Source organism: Pseudomonas sp. Y39-6 (assembly GCF_023651955.1).
Taxonomy (GTDB): Bacteria; Pseudomonadota; Gammaproteobacteria; order Pseudomonadales; family Pseudomonadaceae; genus Aquipseudomonas; species Aquipseudomonas veronii.
The window spans coordinates 3,206,160-3,229,142 of sequence record NZ_CP069594.1; the positions used below are offsets into that span (position 1 = coordinate 3,206,160).

General features: G+C 62.7%; 19 protein-coding genes. 14 read left to right on the top strand and 5 right to left on the bottom strand.

All coding sequences use genetic code 11. The annotated features are described in order from the left end of the window. Nucleotides 1–311: 311 nt before the first annotated feature. The 4 genes from JN756_RS14605 to JN756_RS14620 all read right to left on the bottom strand — a co-directional run bounded on the left by JN756_RS14605 (nt 312) and on the right by JN756_RS14620 (nt 4,259). Nucleotides 312–1,187: an ABC transporter permease subunit gene (locus JN756_RS14605; protein ID WP_046383265.1), complete on the bottom strand. Its 876-nt coding sequence runs from the start codon at nt 1,185–1,187 to the stop codon at nt 312–314. Beyond that, entirely contained in the window at nt 1,184–2,065 is an 882-nt protein-coding gene (locus JN756_RS14610; protein WP_162231507.1) for an ABC transporter permease subunit, read from the bottom strand. The genes JN756_RS14605 and JN756_RS14610 overlap by 4 nt, the downstream gene beginning before the upstream one ends. Before the next feature lie 44 nt (nt 2,066–2,109). Beyond that, a complete protein-coding gene (locus JN756_RS14615; protein WP_046383267.1) occupies nt 2,110–3,252 on the bottom strand; it encodes an ABC transporter ATP-binding protein in 1,143 nt (380 codons plus the stop codon). Nucleotides 3,253–3,497: 245 nt separating this feature from the next. After that, on the bottom strand, nt 3,498–4,259 hold the full coding sequence (locus JN756_RS14620; protein ID WP_057004033.1) for a gamma-glutamyl-gamma-aminobutyrate hydrolase family protein: 762 nt from the start codon (nt 4,257–4,259) through the stop codon (nt 3,498–3,500). A 265-nt stretch (nt 4,260–4,524) separates the two neighbouring features. Here JN756_RS14620 and JN756_RS14625 point away from each other — a divergent pair, with 265 nt between their 5' ends. The 4 genes from JN756_RS14625 to JN756_RS14640 all read left to right on the top strand — a co-directional run bounded on the left by JN756_RS14625 (nt 4,525) and on the right by JN756_RS14640 (nt 9,575). Then, complete coding sequence (locus JN756_RS14625; RefSeq protein WP_017845581.1) at nt 4,525–5,901, top strand: glutamine synthetase family protein; 1,377 nt, start codon at nt 4,525–4,527, stop codon at nt 5,899–5,901. A 33-nt stretch (nt 5,902–5,934) separates the two neighbouring features. Continuing rightward, on the top strand, nt 5,935–7,425 hold the full coding sequence (locus tag JN756_RS14630) for an aldehyde dehydrogenase (RefSeq protein ID WP_201022204.1): 1,491 nt from the start codon (nt 5,935–5,937) through the stop codon (nt 7,423–7,425). A gap of 59 nt (nt 7,426–7,484) precedes the next feature. Beyond that, nucleotides 7,485–8,765, top strand: a complete 1,281-nt coding sequence (locus tag JN756_RS14635; RefSeq protein WP_046383269.1) for an NAD(P)/FAD-dependent oxidoreductase — start codon at nt 7,485–7,487, stop codon at nt 8,763–8,765. Between the two features lie 261 nt (nt 8,766–9,026). Then, nucleotides 9,027–9,575 (top strand): cupin domain-containing protein, encoded by a 549-nt coding sequence (locus JN756_RS14640; protein WP_010563061.1) that lies wholly within the window; start codon nt 9,027–9,029, stop codon nt 9,573–9,575. A 15-nt stretch (nt 9,576–9,590) separates the two neighbouring features. Here JN756_RS14640 and JN756_RS14645 read toward each other — a convergent pair whose 3' ends face one another. Then, complete coding sequence (locus JN756_RS14645; protein ID WP_201022205.1) at nt 9,591–12,290, bottom strand: winged helix-turn-helix domain-containing protein; 2,700 nt, start codon at nt 12,288–12,290, stop codon at nt 9,591–9,593. A 210-nt stretch (nt 12,291–12,500) separates the two neighbouring features. On the opposite strand from JN756_RS14645, the gene JN756_RS14650 reads away from it, so the two are divergent. The 10 genes from JN756_RS14650 to nikR all read left to right on the top strand — a co-directional run bounded on the left by JN756_RS14650 (nt 12,501) and on the right by nikR (nt 22,981). Continuing rightward, entirely contained in the window at nt 12,501–13,463 is a 963-nt protein-coding gene (locus JN756_RS14650) for a thiamine pyrophosphate-dependent dehydrogenase E1 component subunit alpha (RefSeq protein ID WP_046383271.1), read from the top strand. 11 nt (nt 13,464–13,474) lie between these two features. Continuing rightward, a complete protein-coding gene (locus tag JN756_RS14655; protein ID WP_046383272.1) occupies nt 13,475–14,494 on the top strand; it encodes an alpha-ketoacid dehydrogenase subunit beta in 1,020 nt (339 codons plus the stop codon). Between the two features lie 2 nt (nt 14,495–14,496). Continuing rightward, nucleotides 14,497–16,008 (top strand): dihydrolipoamide acetyltransferase family protein, encoded by a 1,512-nt coding sequence (locus tag JN756_RS14660; protein WP_201022206.1) that lies wholly within the window; start codon nt 14,497–14,499, stop codon nt 16,006–16,008. An 8-nt stretch (nt 16,009–16,016) separates the two neighbouring features. Beyond that, a complete protein-coding gene (gene lpdA, locus JN756_RS14665; RefSeq protein WP_128191487.1) occupies nt 16,017–17,414 on the top strand; it encodes a dihydrolipoyl dehydrogenase in 1,398 nt (465 codons plus the stop codon). 58 nt (nt 17,415–17,472) lie between these two features. Continuing rightward, nucleotides 17,473–18,231 carry a meso-2,3-butanediol dehydrogenase gene (gene budC, locus JN756_RS14670; protein ID WP_126589430.1) on the top strand — a complete coding sequence of 253 codons (759 nt, stop codon included), beginning with the start codon at nt 17,473–17,475 and terminating at the stop codon, nt 18,229–18,231. 94 nt (nt 18,232–18,325) lie between these two features. Further along, nucleotides 18,326–18,463: a hypothetical protein gene (locus tag JN756_RS14675; protein WP_169881133.1), complete on the top strand. Its 138-nt coding sequence runs from the start codon at nt 18,326–18,328 to the stop codon at nt 18,461–18,463. 122 nt (nt 18,464–18,585) lie between these two features. Beyond that, nucleotides 18,586–20,046: a sigma-54-dependent transcriptional regulator gene (locus tag JN756_RS14680; protein ID WP_017845584.1), complete on the top strand. Its 1,461-nt coding sequence runs from the start codon at nt 18,586–18,588 to the stop codon at nt 20,044–20,046. Then, nucleotides 20,043–21,047: an NADH-quinone oxidoreductase subunit B family protein gene (locus JN756_RS14685; protein WP_046383276.1), complete on the top strand. Its 1,005-nt coding sequence runs from the start codon at nt 20,043–20,045 to the stop codon at nt 21,045–21,047. Before JN756_RS14680 ends, JN756_RS14685 begins: the two co-directional genes overlap by 4 nt. 8 nt (nt 21,048–21,055) lie before the next feature. After that, the gene (locus JN756_RS14690) at nt 21,056–22,513 is read left to right on the top strand and encodes a nickel-dependent hydrogenase large subunit (RefSeq protein ID WP_177029623.1); all 1,458 of its coding nucleotides are present in this window, start codon (nt 21,056–21,058) and stop codon (nt 22,511–22,513) included. A 12-nt stretch (nt 22,514–22,525) separates the two neighbouring features. After that, on the top strand, nt 22,526–22,981 hold the full coding sequence (gene nikR, locus JN756_RS14695) for a nickel-responsive transcriptional regulator NikR (RefSeq protein WP_017845587.1): 456 nt from the start codon (nt 22,526–22,528) through the stop codon (nt 22,979–22,981). Nucleotides 22,982–22,983 lie beyond the last annotated feature (2 nt).

Genomic DNA, 22,983 nt, shown 5'->3' on the forward strand with positions numbered 1-22,983 from the left:
GTCATTTTGGGTTCCACGAGGTGCCGGGTTCGCACGAGCGCAGGATCAAGTGGGCCAGAAAGTGCAGGGCATCCTCAAGCTTTTTAATTGCTCAGTGCCGCGCACCAATGAAAAACCCAGGGGATCAGGCGCTTTGTCGGCCCACTGAACGCAAAAAAGGCGCCCGAAGGCGCCAAGGGGTTCACCCTGACCGAGGGAGCCGGGTGAAGCCGTTCACAGCAATGGTCGCGGTGGTAAGGCGCGACGGGAACGGAAGCGGGGCGCGCCGAGTGAAGGTGCGCAGGGGTTCATTTGGGGTGACACACGACGGCCTAGGCCGTCGCGGGCGTGCGTTGCGGCTGCCAGGTTTCGCTGGCGGTCTGGTCCATGGCTTCCTGGATCGCCCGCTTGCGGTTGGCTTCGGCCTTGCGGCTGAAATACCAGACCATGAACGTCATCAGCGACACCGCCATCAGGATCAGGCTGGCCACGGCGTTGATCTCCGGCTTGACCCCCAGGCGCACGGCAGAGAACACCTCCATCGGCAGGGTGGTGGAGCCAGGCCCGGAGACGAAACTGGCGAGCACCAAGTCATCCAGGGACAAGGCGAACGACATCATGCCGCCCGCTGCCAACGACGGCGCGATCATCGGGATGGTGATCAGGAAAAACACCTTGAGTGGCCGCGCGCCGAGGTCCATGGCGGCTTCTTCGATGGACAGGTCCAGCTCGCGCAGGCGTGCCGAGACGACCACCGCGACATACGCGGCGCAGAACGTGGTGTGGGCGATCCAGATCGTCACCAGGCCGCGTTCCATGGGCCAGCCGATCATCTGCGCCATCGCCACGAACAGCAGCAGCAGCGACAGCCCGGTGATCACTTCCGGCATCACCAGGGGCGCGGTCACCAGGCCACCGAACAGGGTCCGGCCCTTGAAGCGGGTGACCCGGGTCAGCACGAACGCGGCCAGGGTGCCCAGGGCCACGGCGGCGACGGCGGTGTAGCAGGCAATCTCCAGGGAACGGGCCACCGAACCCATCAGTTGGGTGTTGTCCAACAGCCCCAGGTACCACTTGAGCGACCAGCCGCCCCAGACCGTCACCAGCTTGGAGGCGTTGAACGAATAGATCACCAGAATCAGCATCGGCAGGTAGATGAACAACAAGCCGAGTACCAGCATCAGGGTCGAAAAACTGAAACGCTTCATGCCCGTGCCTCCATTTCTTTGGCCTGGCTGCGGTTGAACAGCACGATGGGAATAATCAGGATCGCCAGCATCACCACCGCCAGGGCGGAGGCCACCGGCCAGTCGCGGTTGTTGAAGAACTCCTGCCACAGCACGCGGCCGATCATCAGGGTCTCCGGGCCGCCCAGCAGTTCCGGGATCACGAACTCGCCGACCACCGGAATGAACACCAGCATGCAGCCGGCGACGATGCCGTTCTTGGCCAGCGGCACGGTGATTTTCCAGAAGTTGTTGAAGTTGCTCGAACCCAGGTCCGAGGCGGCTTCCAGCAGGCTCTGGTCGTGCTTGACCAGGTTGGCGTAGAGCGGCAGCACCATGAACGGCAGGTAGGCGTAGACCACGCCGATGTAGACCGCCGTGTTGGTGTTGAGGATTTCAATCGGGCTCGATATCAGGCCGCACCCCATCAGGAACGCATTGAGCAGGCCGTTATTGCTGAGGATGCCCATCCAGGCATAGACGCGGATCAGGATCGCGGTCCAGGTCGGCATCATGATCAGCAGCAGTAATACGTTTTGCATTTCCTTGCGGGTCTTGGAAATCCCATAGGCCATGGGAAAACCGATCAGCAGGCACATCAGCGTGCTGAGCAGGGCGATCTTCAGCGAGCCCAGGTAGGCCGAGATGTACAACTCGTCGGCACCCAGCAGGCTGTAGTTACCCAGGTTCAGCAGCACCTGGAGTTTCTGGTCGACGAAGCCGTAGATCTGCGAATACGGCGGAATCGAGACGGTCGCTTCGGAGAAGCTGATCTTCATCACCAGGAAAAACGGCAGCATGAAAAACAGGAACAGCCAGAGGAAGGGAATGCCGATCACCAGCTTGCGACCGCTGGGCAGCACACGGATCAGCGCTTGATGGAAAGTGCTCATGGTCGATGTACTCATGCCCGCAGTACCACGCCGCTGTCGTCTTCCCACCACACGTACACAGTGTCGCCCCAGGACGGTCGGGAGCCACGGCGTTCGGCGTTGGCCATGAACGACTGGACGATCTTGCCGCTGGGCAGCTCGACGTAAAACACCGAGTGCCCGCCGAGGTAGGCGATGTCGTGGACCTTGCCGCTGGACCAGTTGTGCGCGCAGGTCGGCATTTGGGTGGTGACCAACAGCTTTTCCGGGCGGATGGCGTAGGTCACCGACTTGTCTTCCACCGAGGTGGCGATACCGTAGCCGACGTAGATGTTGCGGTCCAGGTCCGCGCACTTGAGCACCGCGTGGCCTTCGGCGTCGTCGACCACCTGGGTGTCGAAGATGTTGACGTTGCCGACGAACTCGCAGACCAGGCGGCTCACCGGCGCTTCGTAAACGTCCACCGGGCTGCCGATCTGGGCGATCCAGCCCAAGTGCATGATGGCGATGCGCTGGGCCATGGTCATGGCTTCTTCCTGGTCGTGGGTCACCATCACGCAGGTCACGCCGACGCGTTCGATGATCTCCACCAGTTCCAGTTGCATCTGCGAGCGCAGCTTTTTATCCAGGGCGCCCATGGGTTCGTCGAGCAGCAGCAATTTCGGGCGTTTGGCCAGGGAGCGGGCGAGGGCCACGCGCTGGCGCTGGCCGCCGGAGAGCTGGTGGGGTTTGCGCCGGGCGTATTGGGTCATGTGGACCAGCTTGAGCATTTCCTCGACCCGCGCCTCGATCTCGCCGGCTGGCAGGCGGTCCTGCTTGAGGCCGAAGGCGATGTTCTGGGCCACGGTCATGTGCGGGAACAGGGCATAGGACTGGAACATCATGTTGATCGGCCGCTCATAGGGCGGCATCTCGGTGATGTCCACGCCATCCAGCAGGATGCGGCCTTCGGTGGGCCGTTCGAAACCGGCGAGCATGCGCAGCAGGGTGGATTTGCCCGAACCCGAACCGCCGAGCAGGGCGAAGATCTCGCCCTGGTGGATCTCCAGGGACACATCGTCCACGGCCACGGTTTCGTCGAACTTCTTGGTCACGCGGTCGATCTTCACCAGCACCTTTTGCGGTTGCTGATGACCTTCCAGTGCCTTGCGATAAATGCTGGAGGCGTTTGCCATGTGAAACTCCCAACAGGTCGTCGGGCCAATGCGGCCTGACGTAATAAGGTTGATTGCAAACCTGCACCCTCAGTGCAATGCAGGTTTATTCGGCACCGCCGTCCTGGCTGCCTGGCCTTGCTTGTTGTTGTTCGGGTATTGCCGTTCACGCCGCACGGCAGGCGCACACAGGTGCGCGCGCCGCGTGGGCAGGGCGTGTCAATCGGTAAAGCGAGTGCTGGCGGCCCGGTGCGGGCCGCCTGGTGTCAAAGGCGCTGACGCTGCGCGGCACGTTGCCGGCAGGCATCGCCAAAGGCCTGGAAAATACTCAGGTAGGCCGGGTTCGACAGGACCTGCCATTCCGGGTGCCACTGCACGCCAAAGGCAAACGCCTGGCTGTGCTCCACGGAAACGGCTTCGATCAGGCCATCCGGGGCCAGGGCCTCGACCCGCAGGCCGTCACCCAGGCGGTCGATGCCCTGACTGTGGATCGAGTTGACCTGGATCTCGCCGGCCAGGCCCATGGCCTCGAACATGCCGCCGGGCTGGATCGCCACCGGGTGTGCCGGGGCGTACTGGACGTCGAGGCGCGGGTCGTCGGCTTCGCGGTGGTCCATAAAGCCCGGCAGTTCATGCACCTTCTGGTGCAGGCTGCCGCCAAAGGCCACGTTCATTTCCTGGAAGCCGCGGCAGATGCCGAGGACTGGCACGCCGGCCGCCACCGCAGCCCGCAACAGGGGCAGGGTGGTGGCGTCGCGTTGCGGGTCATGGGCGGTGCCCGGCGCGCTGGGAGCGCCTTGATAGTGGAAGGGTTCGACATTGGACGGCGAGCCGGTGAACAGCAGGCCGTCAACGTAGTGCAGCAGGTCCTTGATCTCGCAGAGGTCCGCCAGGGAAGGAATGATCACCGGCAGCCCGAGGGCCGCGACGCTGACAGCACGCAAATACTTGTCGCCGCTGACATGGTAGGGGTGCAAGCCAATCTCTTTGACGCACGCTGTAACACCGATCAATGGCTTGAGTGCCATTTTTATCACCTCGAAATTCACGCTGGAACGAGTTTTTCCAGAGCTTATCTCCGTTGATTTTAATTAACAACTTCAATGTAAAAAATTCTAAACGCTTGCGAGTGTGTTTGTGTTGATTGGTTGGGTTGGCGCCCAATTTTGGTGCTATGGCTACCAATATAATTAACGAGCGGTGCCCGTTCTCGCTATTGACTTCACTTTGGCTTTCGGATTGACTGCTGCCACGAAACAGCTTTGAACATAATAATTAACACATAGGTGCATCATGTCGGTCCCACTGCGTACCGTTCAGCTCAACGAAGCCAACGCCTTTCTGAAAAAACACCCGGAGGTCCTGTACGTCGATCTGCTGATTGCAGACATGAATGGCGTGGTGCGCGGCAAGCGTATCGAACGCACCGCCTTGCATAAGGTGTATGAAAAAGGCATCAACCTCCCCGCGTCGTTGTTTGCCCTGGACATCAATGGCTCCACTGTGGAAAGCACTGGCCTGGGCCTGGATATCGGCGACTCCGACCGCATCTGCTACCCGATCCCCGACACCCTGAGCATCGAGCCCTGGCAGAAGCGTCCCACCGCGCAGCTGTTGATGACCATGCATGAACTCGAGGGCCAGCCGTTCTTCGCCGACCCACGGGAAGTGCTGCGCCAGGTGGTGAGCAAGTTCGACGAACTGGGCCTGACCATTTGCGCCGCGTTCGAGCTGGAGTTCTACCTGATCGACCAGGACAACGTGAACGGCCGTCCGCAAGCGCCGCGCTCGCCAATCTCCGGCAAGCGCCCGCATTCGACCCAGGTCTACCTGATCGATGACCTCGACGAATACGTCGATTGCCTGCAGGACATCCTCGAAGGCGCGAAAGAGCAGGGCATCCCTGCCGACGCCATCGTCAAGGAAAGCGCCCCGGCGCAGTTCGAGGTCAACCTGCACCACGTCAGCGACCCGATCAAAGCCTGCGACTACGCGGTACTGCTCAAGCGCCTGGTGAAAAACATCGCCTACGACCACGAGATGGACACCACCTTTATGGCCAAGCCCTACCCGGGCCAGGCCGGTAATGGCTTGCATGTACACATCTCGATCCTCGACAAGCAGGGCAACAACATCTTCGCCAGCGAAGACCCCGAGACCAACGACGCCCTGCGTCACGCCATCGGCGGTGTGCTGGAAACCCTGCCGGCGCAGATGGCGTTCCTCTGCCCGAACGTCAACTCCTACCGCCGCTTCGGTGCGCAGTTCTATGTGCCGAACTCGCCGAGCTGGGGCATCGACAACCGCACCGTGGCCGTGCGCGTGCCGACCGGCGCGGCGGATGCCGTGCGTATCGAGCACCGGGTGGCCGGCGCCGACGCCAACCCTTATCTGCTGATGGCCTCGGTATTGGCCGGTATCCACCACGGCCTGACCAACAAGATCGAGCCGGGGGCGCCGGTCGAAGGCAACTCCTACGAGCAGAACGAGCAGAGCCTGCCCAACAACCTGCGCGACGCCCTGCGCGAGCTGGACGACAGCGAGGTCATGGCCCGGTACATCGACCCGCTGTACATCGACGTGTTTGTCGCGTGCAAGGAAAGCGAACTGGCCGAGTTCGAAAACTCGATCTCCGACCTTGAGTACAACTGGTACCTGCACACGGTCTGACGGCCCTCCCACTTTTTGCGTTGAGCACACCCTATGACCAAGCATCGCAACGACTGGGAGCAGTACTTTCAGTCCCTGAACCTTGAAGGCCGGGCCTTTATCGACGGCGAATACCGTTGGGCCGCCAGCGGCGAGACCTTTGACAGCATCAGCCCGGTGGACGGGCGTTTTCTGGCCACGGTCGCCAGCACCGATGAGGCCGACGCCGACGCCGCGGTAATCGCTGCACGCCAGGCGTTCGAATCCGGGATCTGGCGCTTGCAGGCCCCGGCGGCGCGCAAGCGCGTGCTGATCCGTTTCGCCGATCTGATCCTCGAACACCAGGAAGAACTGGCGCTCCTGGAAACTCTCGACATGGGCAAGCCGATCGGCGACTCCATGGCCATCGACGTACCGGCCACCGCCAACGCGATCCGCTGGAGCGCCGAGGCCATCGACAAGCTCTACGACGAAGTGGCGCCCACGCCCCACGACCAGTTGGGCCTGATCACCCGCGAACCCTGCGGCGTGGTCGCGGCCATCGTGCCGTGGAACTTCCCGATGATCATGGCCAGTTGGAAGTTCGCGCCGGCCCTGGCGGCGGGTAACTCATTCATCCTCAAACCTTCGGAAAAGTCGCCGCTGACCGCCACTCGCCTGGCCCAGCTGGCCCTCGAAGCCGGCATTCCCCCAGGCGTGTTCAACGTGCTGCCGGGCTACGGTCACACCGTCGGCAAGGCGCTGGCCCTGCATAGGGATGTGGATGTGCTGGCCTTTACCGGCTCCACCGCGGTGGCCAAGCAACTGCTGGTGTATTCCGGCCAGAGCAATATGAAACGGGTGTGGCTGGAAGCCGGTGGCAAGAGCCCCAATGTGGTGTTCGCCGATGCCCCGGACTTGCGCGCTGCCGCCGCCGCTGCGGCTGCAGCGATTGCCTTCAACCAGGGCGAAGTCTGCGTGGCCGGTTCGCGCCTGCTGGTGCAGCGGTCGATCCGCGAGCCCTTCATTGCGCTGCTGGTGGAGGCGTTCCAGGCCTGGAAGCCGGGGCATCCACTGGACCCGGCGACCAAGGTCGGTGCAGTGGTCGATCAGCGGCAACTGGACAACGTGTTGCGCTACATCGAGATCGGCAAGGAGCAGGGCGCCCAACTCTTGGTTGGCGGCCAGCGCACCCTGCAAGACACCGGTGGCCAGTACGTGGAACCGACGGTTTTCGACGGCGTGACCAATGCCATGACCATCGCCCGCGAAGAAATCTTCGGCCCGGTGTTGTCGCTGATCAGCTTCGACACCGAAGAAGAAGCGCTGTCGATCGCCAACGACAGCATCTTCGGCCTGGCCGCCGCAGTGTGGACCGCCGACCTCAGCCGCGCCCACCGCTTTGCCCGGGGCCTGCGTGCCGGCAGCGTGTGGGTCAACCAGTACGACGGCGGCGACATGACCGCGCCGTTCGGCGGCTTTAAACAGTCGGGCAATGGCCGCGACAAGTCGCTGCACGCCTTTGACAAGTACACCGAGCTCAAAGCCACCTGGATCAAGCTCTAAGCCCAAATAACAACGGCGATTGCCGGCGCGTGCCGGCCAGTCGCCAGGGAGTCCTAACCATGCAACCCCATGTAAACAGCTATTACGCCGCGACCCGCAACCACACCGGCGACTTCCCTGTGCTTGAAGAGTTGGTCGAGTGTGATGTCTGTGTCATCGGCGCTGGCTACACCGGCCTGTCGTCGGCGCTGTTCCTGGCGGAAGCCGGCTACAGCGTCACCGTGCTCGAAGCGGCCAAGGTCGGCTTTGGCGCCAGCGGGCGCAACGGCGGGCAACTGGTCAATTCCTACAGCCGTGACGTGGATGTCATCGAGCAGCGCTACGGCGAAAAGAGCGCCGAAATCCTCGGCAGCATGATGTTCGAAGGCGCCGAGATCATTCGCCAGCGCATCCAGCACTACGACATCCAGTGCGACTACCGCCCGGGCGGGATCTTCGCCGCGTTGAACAAAAAACAGCTCAAAGGCCTGGTCGAACAGAAAAGCAGTTGGGAGCGCTATGGCAACCGCAACCTGCAACTGCTCGACGCCAAAGACATGGCAAACGAAGTGGGCTGTGAAAATTACATCGGCGGCCTGCTGGACAAGCAGGGCGGCCACGTCCATCCGCTGAACCTGGCCCTGGGCGAAGCCAGCGCGATTATCGGCCTGGGCGGCAAGATCTTCGAACAATCGGCGGCCGAGGAAATCACCTACGGCGAACCCAACGTGGTACGCACGGCCAAGGGTGTGGTTCGCGCCAAGTACCTGCTGATCGCCGGCAATGCCTACCTGCCGCAGAATCTCGACCCACGGGTGACGCGCAAAAGCATGCCCTGCGGCTCGCAGATCGTGGTCACCGAGCCGCTGTCGGAGGAAGTGGCACGCAGCCTGATTACCCACAATTACTGCGTCGAAGACTGCAACTACCTGCTCGACTATTACCGTCTGACCGCTGACAACCGTCTGCTGTACGGCGGCGGCGTGGTCTACGGCGCCCGCGAGCCGGACGACATCGAACAACTGATCCGGCCGAAGATCCTCAAGACCTTCCCGCAGTTGAAAAACGTCAAGATCGACTACCGCTGGACCGGCAACTTCCTGCTGACCATGTCGCGCATGCCGCAATTCGGCCGTATCGAAAAGAACGCCTACTACATGCAAGGGTATAGCGGCCACGGCGTCACCTGTTCGCACCTCGCGGGCAAGCTGATCAGCGAAGTGATCCGCGGTGACGCCGAACGCTTCGACGCCTTCGCCTCGCTGCCGCACATGCCGATGTTCGGCGGCCGCACCTTCCAGGCCCCGCTGACGGCCATGGGCGCCGCCTACTACGCCCTGCGCGACCGACTCGGTATTTGACCGGTCAGCCACACACGCGCCGCGAGCCCCCGGCCCACGCCACCTTCGGCCGCGGCCGCGGGCTTGCTTTTTTTGCGCATGCAGGCATATTCAGCAGCGCTACAGCTCCACCCGCAAACGTGATTTAATAGCCGCCTTTCAGGTTTCCGGGTCGGGTAATCGGCGAATTTCGCAACATTGCCTGCCCGCGCTCGCCCCAGCTCCTGCAACGCTATCGCAACCGATAAACATCACGACACTCACCCCTTATATAAGGCAGCTATGGACACGGGCACCCGACTCAAACTCGTTCGCGAAAGCTACAAACTCTCCCAGCGCGAGCTGGCCCGTCGTAGCGGCGTGACCAACGCCACCATTTCCCTGATCGAACAGAATCGCGTCAGTCCCTCTGTCAGTTCCCTGAAAAAGCTGCTGGAAAGCATCCCCATGTCCCTGGCGGACTTTTTCACCTTCGACCAGCCGCCACGCGAACACCAATACGTCTTCCGCGCCAACGAACAGCCCGACCTGGGTCGCGACGGCCTGCGCCTGCTGCTGGTGGGCGCGCCGATCCCCAGCCGCCAGATGCGCTTTCTGCGCGAGCAGTACGCACCCGGCGCCAGTTCCGGCGAAGAGCCGATCGTGCATGTCGAAGGCGAGGAGTGCGGCCTCGTCACCCGTGGCACCGTCGAACTCACTGTCGATGGCCAGGTCAGCATATTGAACCCGGGGGATGGTTATTACTTCCCCACCACCTTGCCCCACAGGTTCCGCAATATCGGGCAGGATGAGGCGGAAATCATCAGCGCGAATACCCCGGCGAACTTCTAGGCCAGCGCCCGGCGCCTAATCGAGCAGACTAAGCTCCCGGGCCCGGCTCATGGCCTGGATGCGACTGGTGACCTGGAGCTTGGCGTAGAGATTCTTCAAATGCCATTTCACGGTCTCGCTGGAGATGTCCAGGCTGCGGGCGATCTCCTTGTTCGATTGCCCTTGAGCCACCAGCGACAGCGTCTGGCTTTCGCGCTCGCTCAGGGCACAGCCCAGGTCAGGCTCGGTGATGGGCGTCGAGTCCAGCAGGCGTTGTATGTAGTCTTTGAACGGTGCCTTGAGATCCTTGAGGGCGCTGAGCAGGTCCGTCAGCTCGGCGCCGCTGTCGAGTAATGTCTGTTTCATATGTTGGCGGCGTGCGGTATCCAGCACCGGCAGCAACACCTCCATCGCCTGTTTGCCCTGGCCATCGCGCCACAGGCTCAGCGCCCAGTGCGTACGTGCGCGCAAGCCATCGAGGACTTGCCCGCCGCGCTCATCCTCATCCACTTGCAGTGCCCAGGTGCGGGCGGCTTCGCCATGTTTGCCGTCATTGGCCAATACACACGCATGGCTGACTCGATGGTTGCGCTCAAGGGCCTGGTGCAAAGGTGCCTCGGCCCGGTGGTAGCTGCTCAAGTCGGCCAGTTGCTGGAGCAAGTGGCGGGCCTGGGACGGGGCGTTGCTGTGAAGGTGCGCCTGAATCTGTTCGGCCAGCAGCAACCCTTGCAGGCGTGGCCAGCGCCGTAGCGTTGCCAGTTGTTGGGCGTGCTCCAGCAAACGATGCGCCTGGCTGTAGTCGCCTGCGTGTAACGCACTGCGGGCCAGGGCGCGGTAGGCGCTGAACAGGGCATCGAGCGGCGCAATCGCGTCCACCTGACGCAGCCGTGGCTGCAGTTCGCGGTGCAAGGCCTGCCAGTCACCGCGTTCGTACCACAGTTCGGCGAGCAGCGCGGTGAGGGTGGCGCTGCCGCTCGATTGCGCCCCTGTCAGTTGCTCGGCGTGTACCAGGGCCTGGCGGTAATAGTGCTCGCCGCTCTCCAGGTCCGCCTGGCGGACATGGCTCAGGCCCAGAATAAAAGCGCGGTAGACACTGACAAACAGGTTCTCCGAAGGCGTCGCCGGGCATGGCATGTGCCGTTGCACGGCTTGCGCATCCTGATAACGCCCGCGCACCAGATAGTCGTAACTGAGGATGTTGCACACCAGGCCATCGACCCAGCGATCCCCGCTGGGCAACTGCGCCAGTAGCGGTTCCACATGCTCCAGGCCCTGGCTGATGCGTTCGGCGAAGGACTCGTTGATCGCGCAGATCACCTGGCGTTTGATCAGCAGGCGCGGGCTGACGCCGGGCTGTTCCAGCAACGGGTGCAGGTCGAGCAGCAACTGCCGTGATTCGTCGAAACGAAAGTGGTGGGCCAGGGCCCAGCTCAGGTTCAGTTGCAGGTCGATGCGTTGCTCGTCCAGGGGCGACAAGGCGCTCAGCGGCAGGTTTTGCAGCCAGCGCACCAGGGTGTCGATATCGCCTTCTTCGGCGAGGGACTGGGCACCCTTGTCGGCACAGGTGGTGCTGTTGGCCAGTTGTCCGGCGGCCAAGGCATGGCGGATGGCTTCAGCCCAGTATTGATGGGCGGCCAGCCAGTTGCTGGCGCGTTGATGCAGTTGGGCAACATCGGTGTTGCTGGCGGACAGGCGCTGGTGAAGGGTCTCGGCAAACAGCGCGTGGTAGCGGAACCAATGCCCCTGGGGATCGAGGGAGCAAATGAACAGGTTGTGCTGTTCGATGAACCCTAGCATCTGTTCGCCGTCCTCGCGCCCGGTAATGGCGTTGCACAAAGACGCGGTGAAGCGATTGAGGATCGAGGTGTGCAGCAGGAAGCTCTGCACCCGGGGCGGCAGAGGCTCCAGCACCACGTCTTGCAGATAACCACCGATCACCCGCGATCCGCGTTCCAGATGTGCCCAGCGGCGCACCGGGTCACTGCCGGTGGGCGGTGCCAAGGATGCCATCTGGATCCCGGTGATCCAGCCTTCGGTCAGGCTCAGCAGGCGTTGCAGGTCGGCGGTGTCCAGCTTGAGATCGGTGGTGCGGGAAAAATAGCCCGCTGCTTCGTCGAGGTTGAAGCGCAACGCGTTGGCGTCGATTTCCACCAGTTGGTTGCGTGCGCGCAGGCGGCTCAAGGGCAATTGCGCGGCGTTACGGCTGCCAATCAACAGGTGCAGGCAAGCGGGGGCGTGCAGCACCAGTTCGAGCAGGTCTTGCTCTATCAACTGATGGCGGACCAGATGCACATCGTCTAGCACCCAATACAGCGGCTGTTGGCGCAGGTTGAGTTGGTTGATCAAGGCGCGCATAAAGCCTTGTGCGGACGGCTGCAGGTCGCCGGTCAAATCTGCCAAGGCCGGGTCGGCGCTGCGCAGGGCGGCCAGCAGATAACGACGAAAGTATTCGGGACTATCGTCCTGCTCGTCCAGGCTCAACCACGCCACGCTGTGGCCCTGGTCGAGCAGGCACTGGCGCCATTGGCTGAGCAGGGTGGTCTTGCCGAAACCGGCCGCGCCGCACACCAGTGCCAGACTGCGTTCGTGCAATAGGTCGAGTTTTTCCAGCAGGCGCGAGCGGCTCAGCAGGGTGCCGGCCGCGCGGGGCGGGCCGAGCTTGGTGCTGATCAGCGGCAAGCCATGACGGAGGCTGAACGCGCCCTGGCTGTAGGCAGGCAATGTCAGGTGATCCATGGATGGTCGTCTTGGTGTGGTCGAGTATCGATCATTATTTTTGTAGACCCTCGTTTTGCAAGGTTAATCCCCTCAAGCGGCAATTACCGCCCCCCCATCCGGGTAGTTATGGCATCGGCCAGAGCCTCTTACCGTACCGCCACGCCATCGTCGGTCGCCTGATTCAGGTCATCGACCCCCCTATAAAAAACCAGAGATGAGGGCGAGCCCATGTCGCTTAGCAAGTCAAAACTGCTTCAGGCCTATCGCAAGATGCGCGAGATTCGCGTGTTCGAGGAGCGGCTGCACCAGGAAAACACCACTGGGGATATCCCCGGCTTCATCCACTTGTACAGCGGCGAGGAAGCAATCGCCGTTGGCGTCTGCGAGAACCTGACGGACGCTGACTATATCGGCTCGACTCACCGTGGTCACGGCCACTGCATCGCCAAGGGCTGTGACCTGCACGGCATGATGGCGGAGATCTTTGGCAAGGAGTCGGGCCTGTGCCGGGGTAAGGGCGGCTCCATGCACATTGCCGACCTGAGCAAGGGCATGCTGGGCGCCAACGCCATCGTCGGCGGCGCACCGCCCCTGGCCATTGGCGCCGCACTCACGGCGAAAACCCTGGGCACGCGCAATGTGGCGGTGTCGTTCACCGGCGACGGTGGCTCCAACCAAGGCCTGGTATTTGAAGCCATGAACATGGCCGTGGTGCTCAAGTTGCCAACGGTATTCGTGTTCGAGAACAACGGTTTCGGTGAGGCCACCGGCCACGATTACGCGGTCGGTGGCCGGGATATCGCCAACCGCGCCGCCAGCTTCGGCATGCCTGCGGTGAAGGTCGACGGTACCGACTTCTTTGCCGTCTACGAAGCCGTAGCCGTCGCGGTGGAGCGGGCACGCAATGGTGAAGGCCCGAGTGCCATCGAGGCTGTTGCCCACCGCTGGCACGGGCATTTCGAAGGCGACCCGATGCTGTATCGCGCCGACGGCGAAGTGGAGCGCCTGCGCCGAGACAACGACCCGCTGCAAATTTTCAGTAAGCAAGTCGAGGGGCAAATATCCGCAGAGGAACTGCAAGCCATCGATGACGAGGTCCAGGCCCAGGTCGATGACGCGGTGGCCAAGGCTCGCATCGCCGATTACCCATCGGTGGACAACCTGCTGACCGACGTTTACGTCTCTTACTGAGGATTTGGAATATGGCAATTCGTACTTTTCGTGAAGCAGTCAAAGAAGCCCTGGCCCAGGAGATGGAACTCGATCCGCGCGTCGTGTTGATCGGGGAAGACGTTTGCGGCGGCCAGGCCGGTACCGCCGAGGTCGGCAGCAAGGGCGAAGCCTTCGGTGGCGTGCTGGGGGTGACCAAAGGCTTGTGGACCCAGTTCGGCTCGTCCCGGGTGATCGACACACCGATCACCGAGTCGGCGATCGTCGGCATGGCCGCAGGCGCAGCGGTGACCGGTCTGCGGCCGGTGGCCGAGTTGATGTTCATGGATTTCTTCGGCGTGTGCCACGACATGCTCTACAACCAGGCGGCGAAGTTCCGTTACATGTTCGGCGGCAAGGCCAAGGCCCCGCTGGTGATTCGCGGCATGATTGGCGCCGGGTTCTCCGCGGCCGCCCAGCACTCGCAGTCGCCCTACAACATCTTCGCGACCACCCCGGGCCTCAAGGTGGTGGTGCCGTCCAGCCCTTACGACGTCAAAGGCCTGCTGATCCAGGCGATCCGCGATGACGACCCGGTGGTGTTCTGTGAACACAAGATCCTCTACGACATCAAGGGCGAAGTGCCCGAGCACGCCTACACCATCCCTTTTGGCGTCGCCAACTACACCCGCGAAGGCACCGACGTCACCATCATTGCCCTGGCAGCCATGGTGCACAAAGCCAATGAGGTGGCGGACAAACTGGCGGCTGAAGGGATCTCTGTGGAGGTAGTGGACCCGCGCACCGTATCGCCGTTGGACGAAGAGGGCATTCTTGAATCCGTGGCCTCTACCGGGCGCGTGGTGATTGTCGACGAGTCGGCCGCGCGCATCGGCTTTGCCCATGACATTGCCGCGCTGATCGTGTCCCAGGCGTTTTACCACCTCAAGGCGCCGATCATCATGGTCACGCCGCCGCACACCCCGGTTCCGTTCTCACCGGTGCTGGAGCAAGCGTGGATCCCTAGCGTACAACGCATCGAAGCCGCCGTTCGCAAAGTGATGGAGGGCTGACCATGAGTGATATCCGCGCAATCGAAGTGCCCAAATGGGGACTGTCGATGGAAGAGGGCACGCTGACTGACTGGCTGATCGAGGAAGGCGACAGCTTCGCCGCGCAGCAGGAAGTCTGCGAGATTGAAACCAGCAAGATTTCCAACGTGATGCAGGCGCCTTTTGCCGGTGTGTTGCGGCGCAAAGTGGCGCAACCGGGGCAAACCATTCCCGTGGGCGGTGTGCTGGGGATTGTCGCCGACGCTTCGGTCAGCGATGCCGAGATCGATGCGTATCTGGCGCAGCGTGGCGTCGCTGAGCCGGCGCCAGTTTCTGAATCGGTACCCGCTGAGACCACGGCACAACCGCTGGTCAAGTTGGCCGCCAGCGCGCCGGCCGCTGCGTCGCAACCGTCGGTCAAGACGCCGGGTGCCTGGCAGGTGCCACAGGCGTTGCTGGGCGCCAGTGACGAAGCGTTGTTCGCCACGCCCCATGCATTGAAACTGGCGGCGCAGCTCAATATGAACCTGAGCCGGGTGCCTGGTTCGGGCCGTGAAGGGCGCATCAGCGTGGCGGATATTGAAGCCGCAGTGCGCGCCGAGGGCGGGCAAGTCGCCAGCCGAGCGGCTGCGCAAAAAGCCAATCAGGCCGCACCTTCGCGCCTCGATGACAGCCAGGTTCTCGCCACACCGGTGGCCCGGCGTCTGGCGCAGCAGTGGGGCATCAACCTCCACGACTGCCGCGTTACAGGCACTCGCGGTCGGGTGTGCAAGGCCGATGTGCTCCAAGCCCGGGGCGCCGATGCGGTGCCACAGGCCCAGGCCGCGCCGACGGTTGATAGTCGCGAGGCGTTTGAAACCCTGCCCATGAACGGCATGCGCAAGGCCATTGCCGCGCGCCTGCAAGTCTCCAAACGTGATGCGCCGCACTTTCGCCTGCATGCGGATTTTGATCTGGAGCGCTTGCTTGCATTGCGCGCTGAGATCAACGCCTCGGTGCCGGGGGTGAAAATCTCGGTCAACGATCTGCTGATCAAGGCTTGCGCCCAGGCGCTGGTCAAGGTGCCCGACGTCAATGTGCAATACGATGACGAGCGCCAGGAAGTACGGCGTTACCGCGATGCAGACATTTCCATTGCCGTGGCGTTGCCCGGCGGCCTGATCACGCCGATCATCCGCCAGGCCAACCGCAAGAGCCTGGCCGAAGTCTCCGGGGAAATGCTCAGCCTGGCGACCAGGGCCAAGGCCGGTACCTTGAAACCCGAGGAGTTCCAGGGTGGCACCTTCAGCATCTCCAACCTGGGCATGCTCGGTGTGCGCCAGTTCGACGCGATTATCAACCCACCCCAAGGGGCAATCCTGGCCATCGGCGCCGGAGAAAAGCGCGTGGTGGCCCATGAAGGACAACCTGCGGTACGCACGCAAATGAGCGTGTCGTTGTCTTGCGACCACCGGGTTATCGACGGTGCGTTGGGGGCGACCTTCCTCAAGGAACTCAAGCGCCTGGTGGAAAACCCCACCCTGATGCTGGTCTAGGAGTTGCCATGAGCGATCAATTTGATGTGCTGATTATCGGCGGTGGCCCTGGCGGATATGTGGCGGCGATTCGTGCCGCGCAACTGGGGCTCAATACCGCCCTGGTGGAAAAACAGCACTTGGGCGGTATCTGCCTGAACTGGGGCTGCATTCCCACCAAGGCCATGCTCAAGGGCGCGGAGGTGGCCCATACCTTGCGGCACCTGGAGGCCTTTGGTTTCAGCGCCGAGAACATTCAGTTCGATATCCAGAAACTGGTGGCCCACAGCCGGGACGTGTCGAAAACGCTCACCGGTGGTATTGCCTATTTGCTCAAGAAAAACGGTGTGACGGTGGTTGACGGCCGTGCCCGCGTGACTGCCAAGGGGCGTGTCAGTGTCACCTCGGGCGAGGGTGAGCGGGCCCTTGGGGCCAAGCACATCATCCTCGCCACCGGCGCCCGGCCGCGCTCGCTGCCGGCGATAGTGCCGGACGGGCAACGCATCTGGAGCTACTTCGAGGCGCTGGTGCCGCAGACCGTACCGGCGTCCTTGCTGATTGTGGGTTCGGGAGCCATTGGCGTGGAGTTTGCCAGCCTCTACCACGACCTGGGCTGCGCCGTGACCCTGGTGGAAGTGGCGCGCCAGATCATGCCGGTCGAAGACCAGGAAGTGGCCAGCCTGGTGCAGCGCGAGTTCGAACAGCGCGGTATCCGGGTGCTGACCCAGGCCACTGTGACCGAAGTATTCAGTGAGGCCGATCAGGCGCGTTGCACCTTGCGCCTGGCCGATGGTCGCGAAGAGGTGCTGGCGGTGGAGCGTGTGCTGCTGGCCGCCGGGATTCAGGCCAACACTGAAGACCTGGGGTTGGAGGCGCTGGGGGTGGAGATTGAGCGCGGGTTTATCAAGACAGACCCCTGGTGCCGCACCAATGTCGCCGGGCTCTACGCCATCGGCGATGTCGCTGGCGCGCCGTGCTTGGCTCACAAAGCCAGCCATGAAGGGGTGTTGTGTGTCGAGAAACTGGCCGGGGTGGATGGGGTTCACCCGCTGGACAAAGCCTTTATTCCGGGGTGCACCTACGCCCGTCCGCAAGTGGCCAGCCTGGGCCTGACAGAAGCGGCGGCCAGGGCCAGCGGCAAGCACCTGAACATTGGCCGATTCGACTATCAGGCCAACGGCAAGGCCCTGGCGTTGGGCGAGGCCAAGGGGTTTGTGAAGACCATTTTCGATGCGGACAGCGGCGAGTTGCTGGGGGCACATATGGTTGGGCCGGAAGTGACCGAGCAGATCCAGGGTTTTGGCATCGCCCATAGCCTGGAGGCGACTGCCCAGGCCTTGAGCCAGGTCATCTTCGCCCACCCGACATTGAGCGAAGCTATGCACGAAGCGGTGTTGGCCGCCAGTGGCAAGGCTCTGCATCAGTAAAAGACAGCGGTTCCGGAGTGTTGGAACCGCGATTGTTCATCCGCAGAAGGAAGCAGCGATGCAACGTTTTCAGAACAAAGTCGTATTGGTCACCGGCGCCGCAGCCGGCATCGGCGAAGCCACCGCGAGGCGTTTTGCCGATGAGGGTGCGAATGTGGTGTTGGCCGACTGGAACCTTGAAAAAGCCCAAGCGGTGGCCAGCGAGCTAGCAGCCGACAAGGTGCTGGCGGTGAAGGTCGACGTGTCGAGCATGGCTTCGGTACAGCAGATGATCGACGCAACCATCGAGCGTTTCGGTCGGCTGGATGTGCTGGTCAATAACGCCGGCGTACATATTCCCGGCACCACCCTTGAAACCACGGAAGCCGACTGGCGCAAGATCGCCTCGGTGAACATCGACGGGGTGATTTTCTGCTCGAAGCTGGCGTTGCCGCACCTGATTCAAAGCAAGGGCAATATTGTCAGCACCGCCTCTGTTTCTGGGTTGGGCGGCGACTGGGGCGCGGCGTTCTACTGCGCGAGCAAGGGCGCGGTAGTCAACTTCACCCGGGCCCTGGCGCTGGATCACGGCGCCCAGGGTGTGCGTGCCAACGCGGTATGCCCAAGCCTGACGCGTACGGCGATGACCTGGGATTGGGAGCAGTCTATTCGTGACAAATTCAACGAGCGCATCCCGATGCAGCGCGAGGCCTTGCCCAGCGAAGTGGCGGCAGCGATTGCGTTTTTGGCCAGCCCGGATGCGAGTTTCGTCAATGGGGTGAACTTGCCGGTGGATGGGGGCGTGACGGCGTCTGATGGACAGCCGAAGGTGTCCTGAATCGGGCTAGGATTTGCGCCACTGCACAGCACCACGTGCTCTAAGGCGCCCGGGGAGGGCGCCTGGAGTTACCTGCCATTATCGGTGTGATCTCATGTCGACCCTGCTGTACAGCGCCATCCTGCTGGCGGCTGTGGGCATGAACTTCGGCTGGTCGCTGCGCCGCGCCCGGCGCCATAGCCTCCTGGGAATTTGCTGGCGAGGACGACAAAGCAGACCAGAAAACAATTGAACAGGGCGGCCTCCTCAGAAGGAAAACCCTCGTCTGCTTTTGGCACCGTGCTACCATCGACGCCATGACTTGCAGCAACATAATGTTGCAATGAACTTCAATAATCGGCCTTTCGCTGACTCATGACCTCCCCATTCGACTCGCAATCCGACTTGCCCATGATCCTGGTAGTGGACGATGAGCTGCGTTCGCGCGAATCGTTACGCCGGGTACTCGATCAGGAGTTCCAGGTGCTGCTGGCCGAGTCGGCCGGGCAAGCACGCGAACTGCTGGAACAGCATGTGGTCGCGGTGATCCTCTGCGACCAGCGCATGCCCCATGTCAGCGGTATCGAATTTCTCAAGGAAGTGCGCGAGCGCTGGCCGGGGGTGGTCCGCATCGTGCTGTCGGGCTACACCGATTCGGAAGACATCATCGCGGGCGTCAATCAGGCCGGTATCTATCAGTACCTGCTCAAGCCCTGGCTGCCTGAAAACCTGCTCAACACCGTGCGCAATGCGGTCGAGAGCCAATCGTTGCAAAACCATATGCAGCGACTGGACCTGGAACTGCGCGCCGGTACGCCAGCGCTGCGTCGCCGCAGCCGCGAAACCCTGGAGCGGGTACGCGACACCTTCGATTTCTCGCGCATCGTGCGCAGCCCCGGCGGCCCGCTGGATGCGGTCTGTGAGTTGGCCGCCCGGGTCGCCCGCTATGATTTGTCGGTGCTGCTGCTGGGCGAATCGGGCACGGGCAAAGAGTTGCTGGCCCGCGCCATCCATTACGCCAGCCCGCGTGCGAGTAATGCCTTTGTCATGGAGAACTGCGCGGCGCTGCCTGATACCTTGCTGGAGTCCGAGCTGTTCGGGCACAAGCGCGGCGCCTTCACCGGCGCGCATCAGGATCACATCGGGCTGTTCCAGCGTGCCAATGGCGGTACCTTGCTACTCGATGAAATCGGCGACACCTCGCCGGCTTTTCAGGTCAAGTTGTTGCGCGTCTTGCAAGAGGGCGAACTGCGCCCGGTCGGCGCCTCGAGCACGGTACGGGTCGATGTGCGGGTGATCGCGGCGACCCATCGCGACCTGGAGCAAGATGTCGCCACCGGACGTTTTCGCAGCGACCTTTATTACCGGCTGTCCACGGTCAGCCTGGGCTTGCCGCCGTTGCGCGAGCGCACCGCCGACCTGATGCCCATCGCCAAAAAGCTGCTCGACGATGCCCGCCTGGAACTGGACCTGCCAAACCTGCACTTCGCCGACGACGCCCTGGCGAGCCTGATCGGTTACCCATGGCCTGGTAATATTCGCGAGTTGCGCAACGAAATCTACCGCGCCGCTGCGTTGTCGGAAGGCTCGCAAATCGGTGCTCATTCGTTTTCCTGGCGCGTCATGCAAGGCCAGGGACGCAACACCAACGACATACGCCTGTCGCCCCCCACGGGTACGTTGCAAGAACAACTGGACGCTATCGAAGCGACCATACTCAAGGAATCGCTGCTGCGTCACCGCTGGAACAAAACCCATGCGGCCCGTGAACTGGGCTTGTCACGCGTGGGCCTGCGCCAGAAATTGCGCCGTCTTGGCCTGGAGGAAGCCCGATGAACACCCCATTCCGAGTGCTGTGGCTGCAATCGGGCGGTTGCGGTGGTTGCAACATGTCCTTGCTGTGCGCCGATACCCAGGATTTTTCCGCGATGTGGCGCAGTGCGGGGATTGAGTTGCTCTGGCATCCATCGCTGTCCCTTGAAAGCGGTGATCAGGTGCTGGATATCCTGGAGGACTGCCTGCAAGGTCGCACCCGGCTCGATGCCTTGTGCATCGAAGGCTCATTGCTGCGCGGCCCGCACGGCACCGGGCGCTTTCACATGCTGGCGGGCACCGATGCGCCGATGATCGACTGGGTGCGCAAACTCGCGGCGGTGGCCGAATACACCTTGGGCATCGGCACTTGTGCGGCCTACGGAGGCATCACCGCTGCGGGCAGCAACCCGACCGACGCCTGCGGCCTGCAATTTGACGGTGAGCATCGCGGCGGCCTGCTGGGTGCCGATTATCGGTCGTTGCGCGGCTTGCCGGTGATCAACGTGGCCGGTTGCCCGACGCACCCTGGCTGGGTGACCGACACCTTGATGGCGCTGGCCGCCGGGCTGTTCGCCGAGGCCGATCTGGACGTTATCGGGCGTCCGCGTTTCTACGCTGACCAACTGGTGCATCAGGGCTGCACGCGCAATGAGTTCTACGAATACAAAGCCAGTGCGGAAAAGCCCTCGGACCTGGGCTGCATGATGGAAAACCTCGGCTGCAAAGGCACCCAGGCCCACGGCGACTGCAATACCCGCCTGTGGAACGGCGAGGGCTCGTGTACCCGTGGCGGGTTTGCCTGCATCAACTGCACCGCCCCGGGCTTCGAAGAACCGGGGCACGCGTTTCAGCGCACGCCGAAGCTGGCGGGCATTCCCATCGGTTTGCCCATCGACATGCCCAAGGCCTGGTTCGTCGCCCTGTCGGCGCTGTCCAAGTCCGCCACCCCCAAGCGCGTCAAACAGAATGCGACGTCCGATCACCCGCTGATCGCGCCGTCGGTACGCACCCCCCGCCGTTAGGAGTTTGCATGTCACGTTTGGTGGTCGGCCCATTCAATCGGGTTGAAGGCGATCTGGAAGTACAACTGGACGTGGAAGATGGTCATGTGCGTTCGGCACGGGTCAACGCCACCATGTACCGTGGCTTCGAGCAAATCCTGCTGCAACACGCACCGCTCGATGCGCTGACCTACGCGCCACGCATCTGCGGAATCTGCTCGGTGTCGCAATCGATCGCCGCCGCCCGCGCCCTGGCCGGGCTGGCCGGCGTACAGCCGCCGGACAACGGCCTGCTGGCAATCAACCTGATGGCCGCCACCGAAAACCTCGCCGATCACTTGAGCCATTTCTACCTGTTTTTCATGCCGGATTTCGTGCGCCCGGTGTACGCCGAGCGCCCTTGGTATCCAGACGCGGTGGCGCGCTTTACCCCGCTTCAGGGCAGCCAGCAGCGCCTGGCCATTTCTGCGCGCAAACGCTGGCTGGATTTGATCGGCACACTGGGCGGCAAGTGGCCGCACACCGGCTCGATCCAACCGGGTGGCTCGACCCGCGCCATCGATGCCGCCGAGCGCCTGCGCCTGCTGACCCGCGTTCGCGAGTTCCGGCAGTTTCTGGAAAGCGAGCTGTTCGCCGCGCCGCTGGAGCGTATCAATGGTTTGAGCAGCGAAAGCGAGCTCTGGGCATGGCACGCCGAAGCGCTGGGGCAGGGCGATTTCCGCCAATTTCTGCAAATCGCCCTGGACACCGGGCTTGAGCATCTGGGGCCGGGGCCGGGGCTGTATCTTTCCTACGGGGCGTATCCGCGAGCCGACGGCTCGATGGTGTTCCCGCGCGGCCTGTGGAATGGCGTCACCCAGTGTGCACAAGCGCTGGACCTGGACGATATCCGCGAAGACAGCGCGCATGCCTGGCTCGACGACGCTGGCGGCCCGCGCCACCCGGCCGATGGGCAAACCCAGCCGTTGATGGAAAAAACCGACGCGTATACCTGGAACAAAGCCCCGCGCCTGGCCGGCGCGGTGCTGGAAACCGGCGCCATTGCACGTCAGTTGATTGCCGGCCAAGCGCTGCTGCGCGATGCCGTGGCACGCTGTTCGGCAACGGTTTATACCCGCCTGCTCGCGCGTTTGTTGGAGCTGGCGCAGGTGGTGCCGCTGATGGAAAGCTGGTTGATCGCCCTGCGCCCCGGCGAGCCGTATTACCGCGCCGCAGCATTACCCGACAAAGGCCGCGCGGTCGGCCTGACCGAAGCGGCACGTGGCGCACTGGGGCATTGGCTGGAGGTGGAGCACGGGAAAATCGCCCGCTACCAGATCATCGCCCCGACCACCTGGAACTTCTCGCCACGCGATGCCCAGGGCCAGCCCGGGGCATTGGAACAAGCCTTGCAGGGTGCTCCCGTGCTACCCGGCGAAAAAAGCCCGGTAGCGGTGCAACATATCGTTCGTTCTTTTGACCCGTGCATGGTTTGCACGGTGCATTGAAAAGGAAATCCCATGGAACGCCTGACCATTTCCCTGGACCGTGGCCTCGCTGAGGAACTGGACGCGCTGATTCGCGACCAGGGTTACCACAACCGTTCCGAGGCCATGCGCGACATTTTGCGGCGGCATATCGAACAGGCGCGCCTGGAGCAAGGCCAGGCGCCGCATTGCGTGGCCAACCTGAGCTTCGTTTACGATCACCATTCACGCACCCTCACCGAACGGGTGATGGACCTGCAGCACGCGCATCATCACCTGACCATTGCCAGCCAGCATGTGCATCTGGATCACGACAACTGCCTGGAAAGCCTGATGCTCAAGGGCTCATCCGATGAAGTGCGCGATTTCGCCCATCGCGTGTGCGCCGAACGCGGCGTGCGTCATGGCTCGCTGAACCTGATCCCGGTGGAGCAGGGCGCGAGCCACGAGCAAGTCCACAGCCACCTGCATCTGCACCCTAAAAGCTGACG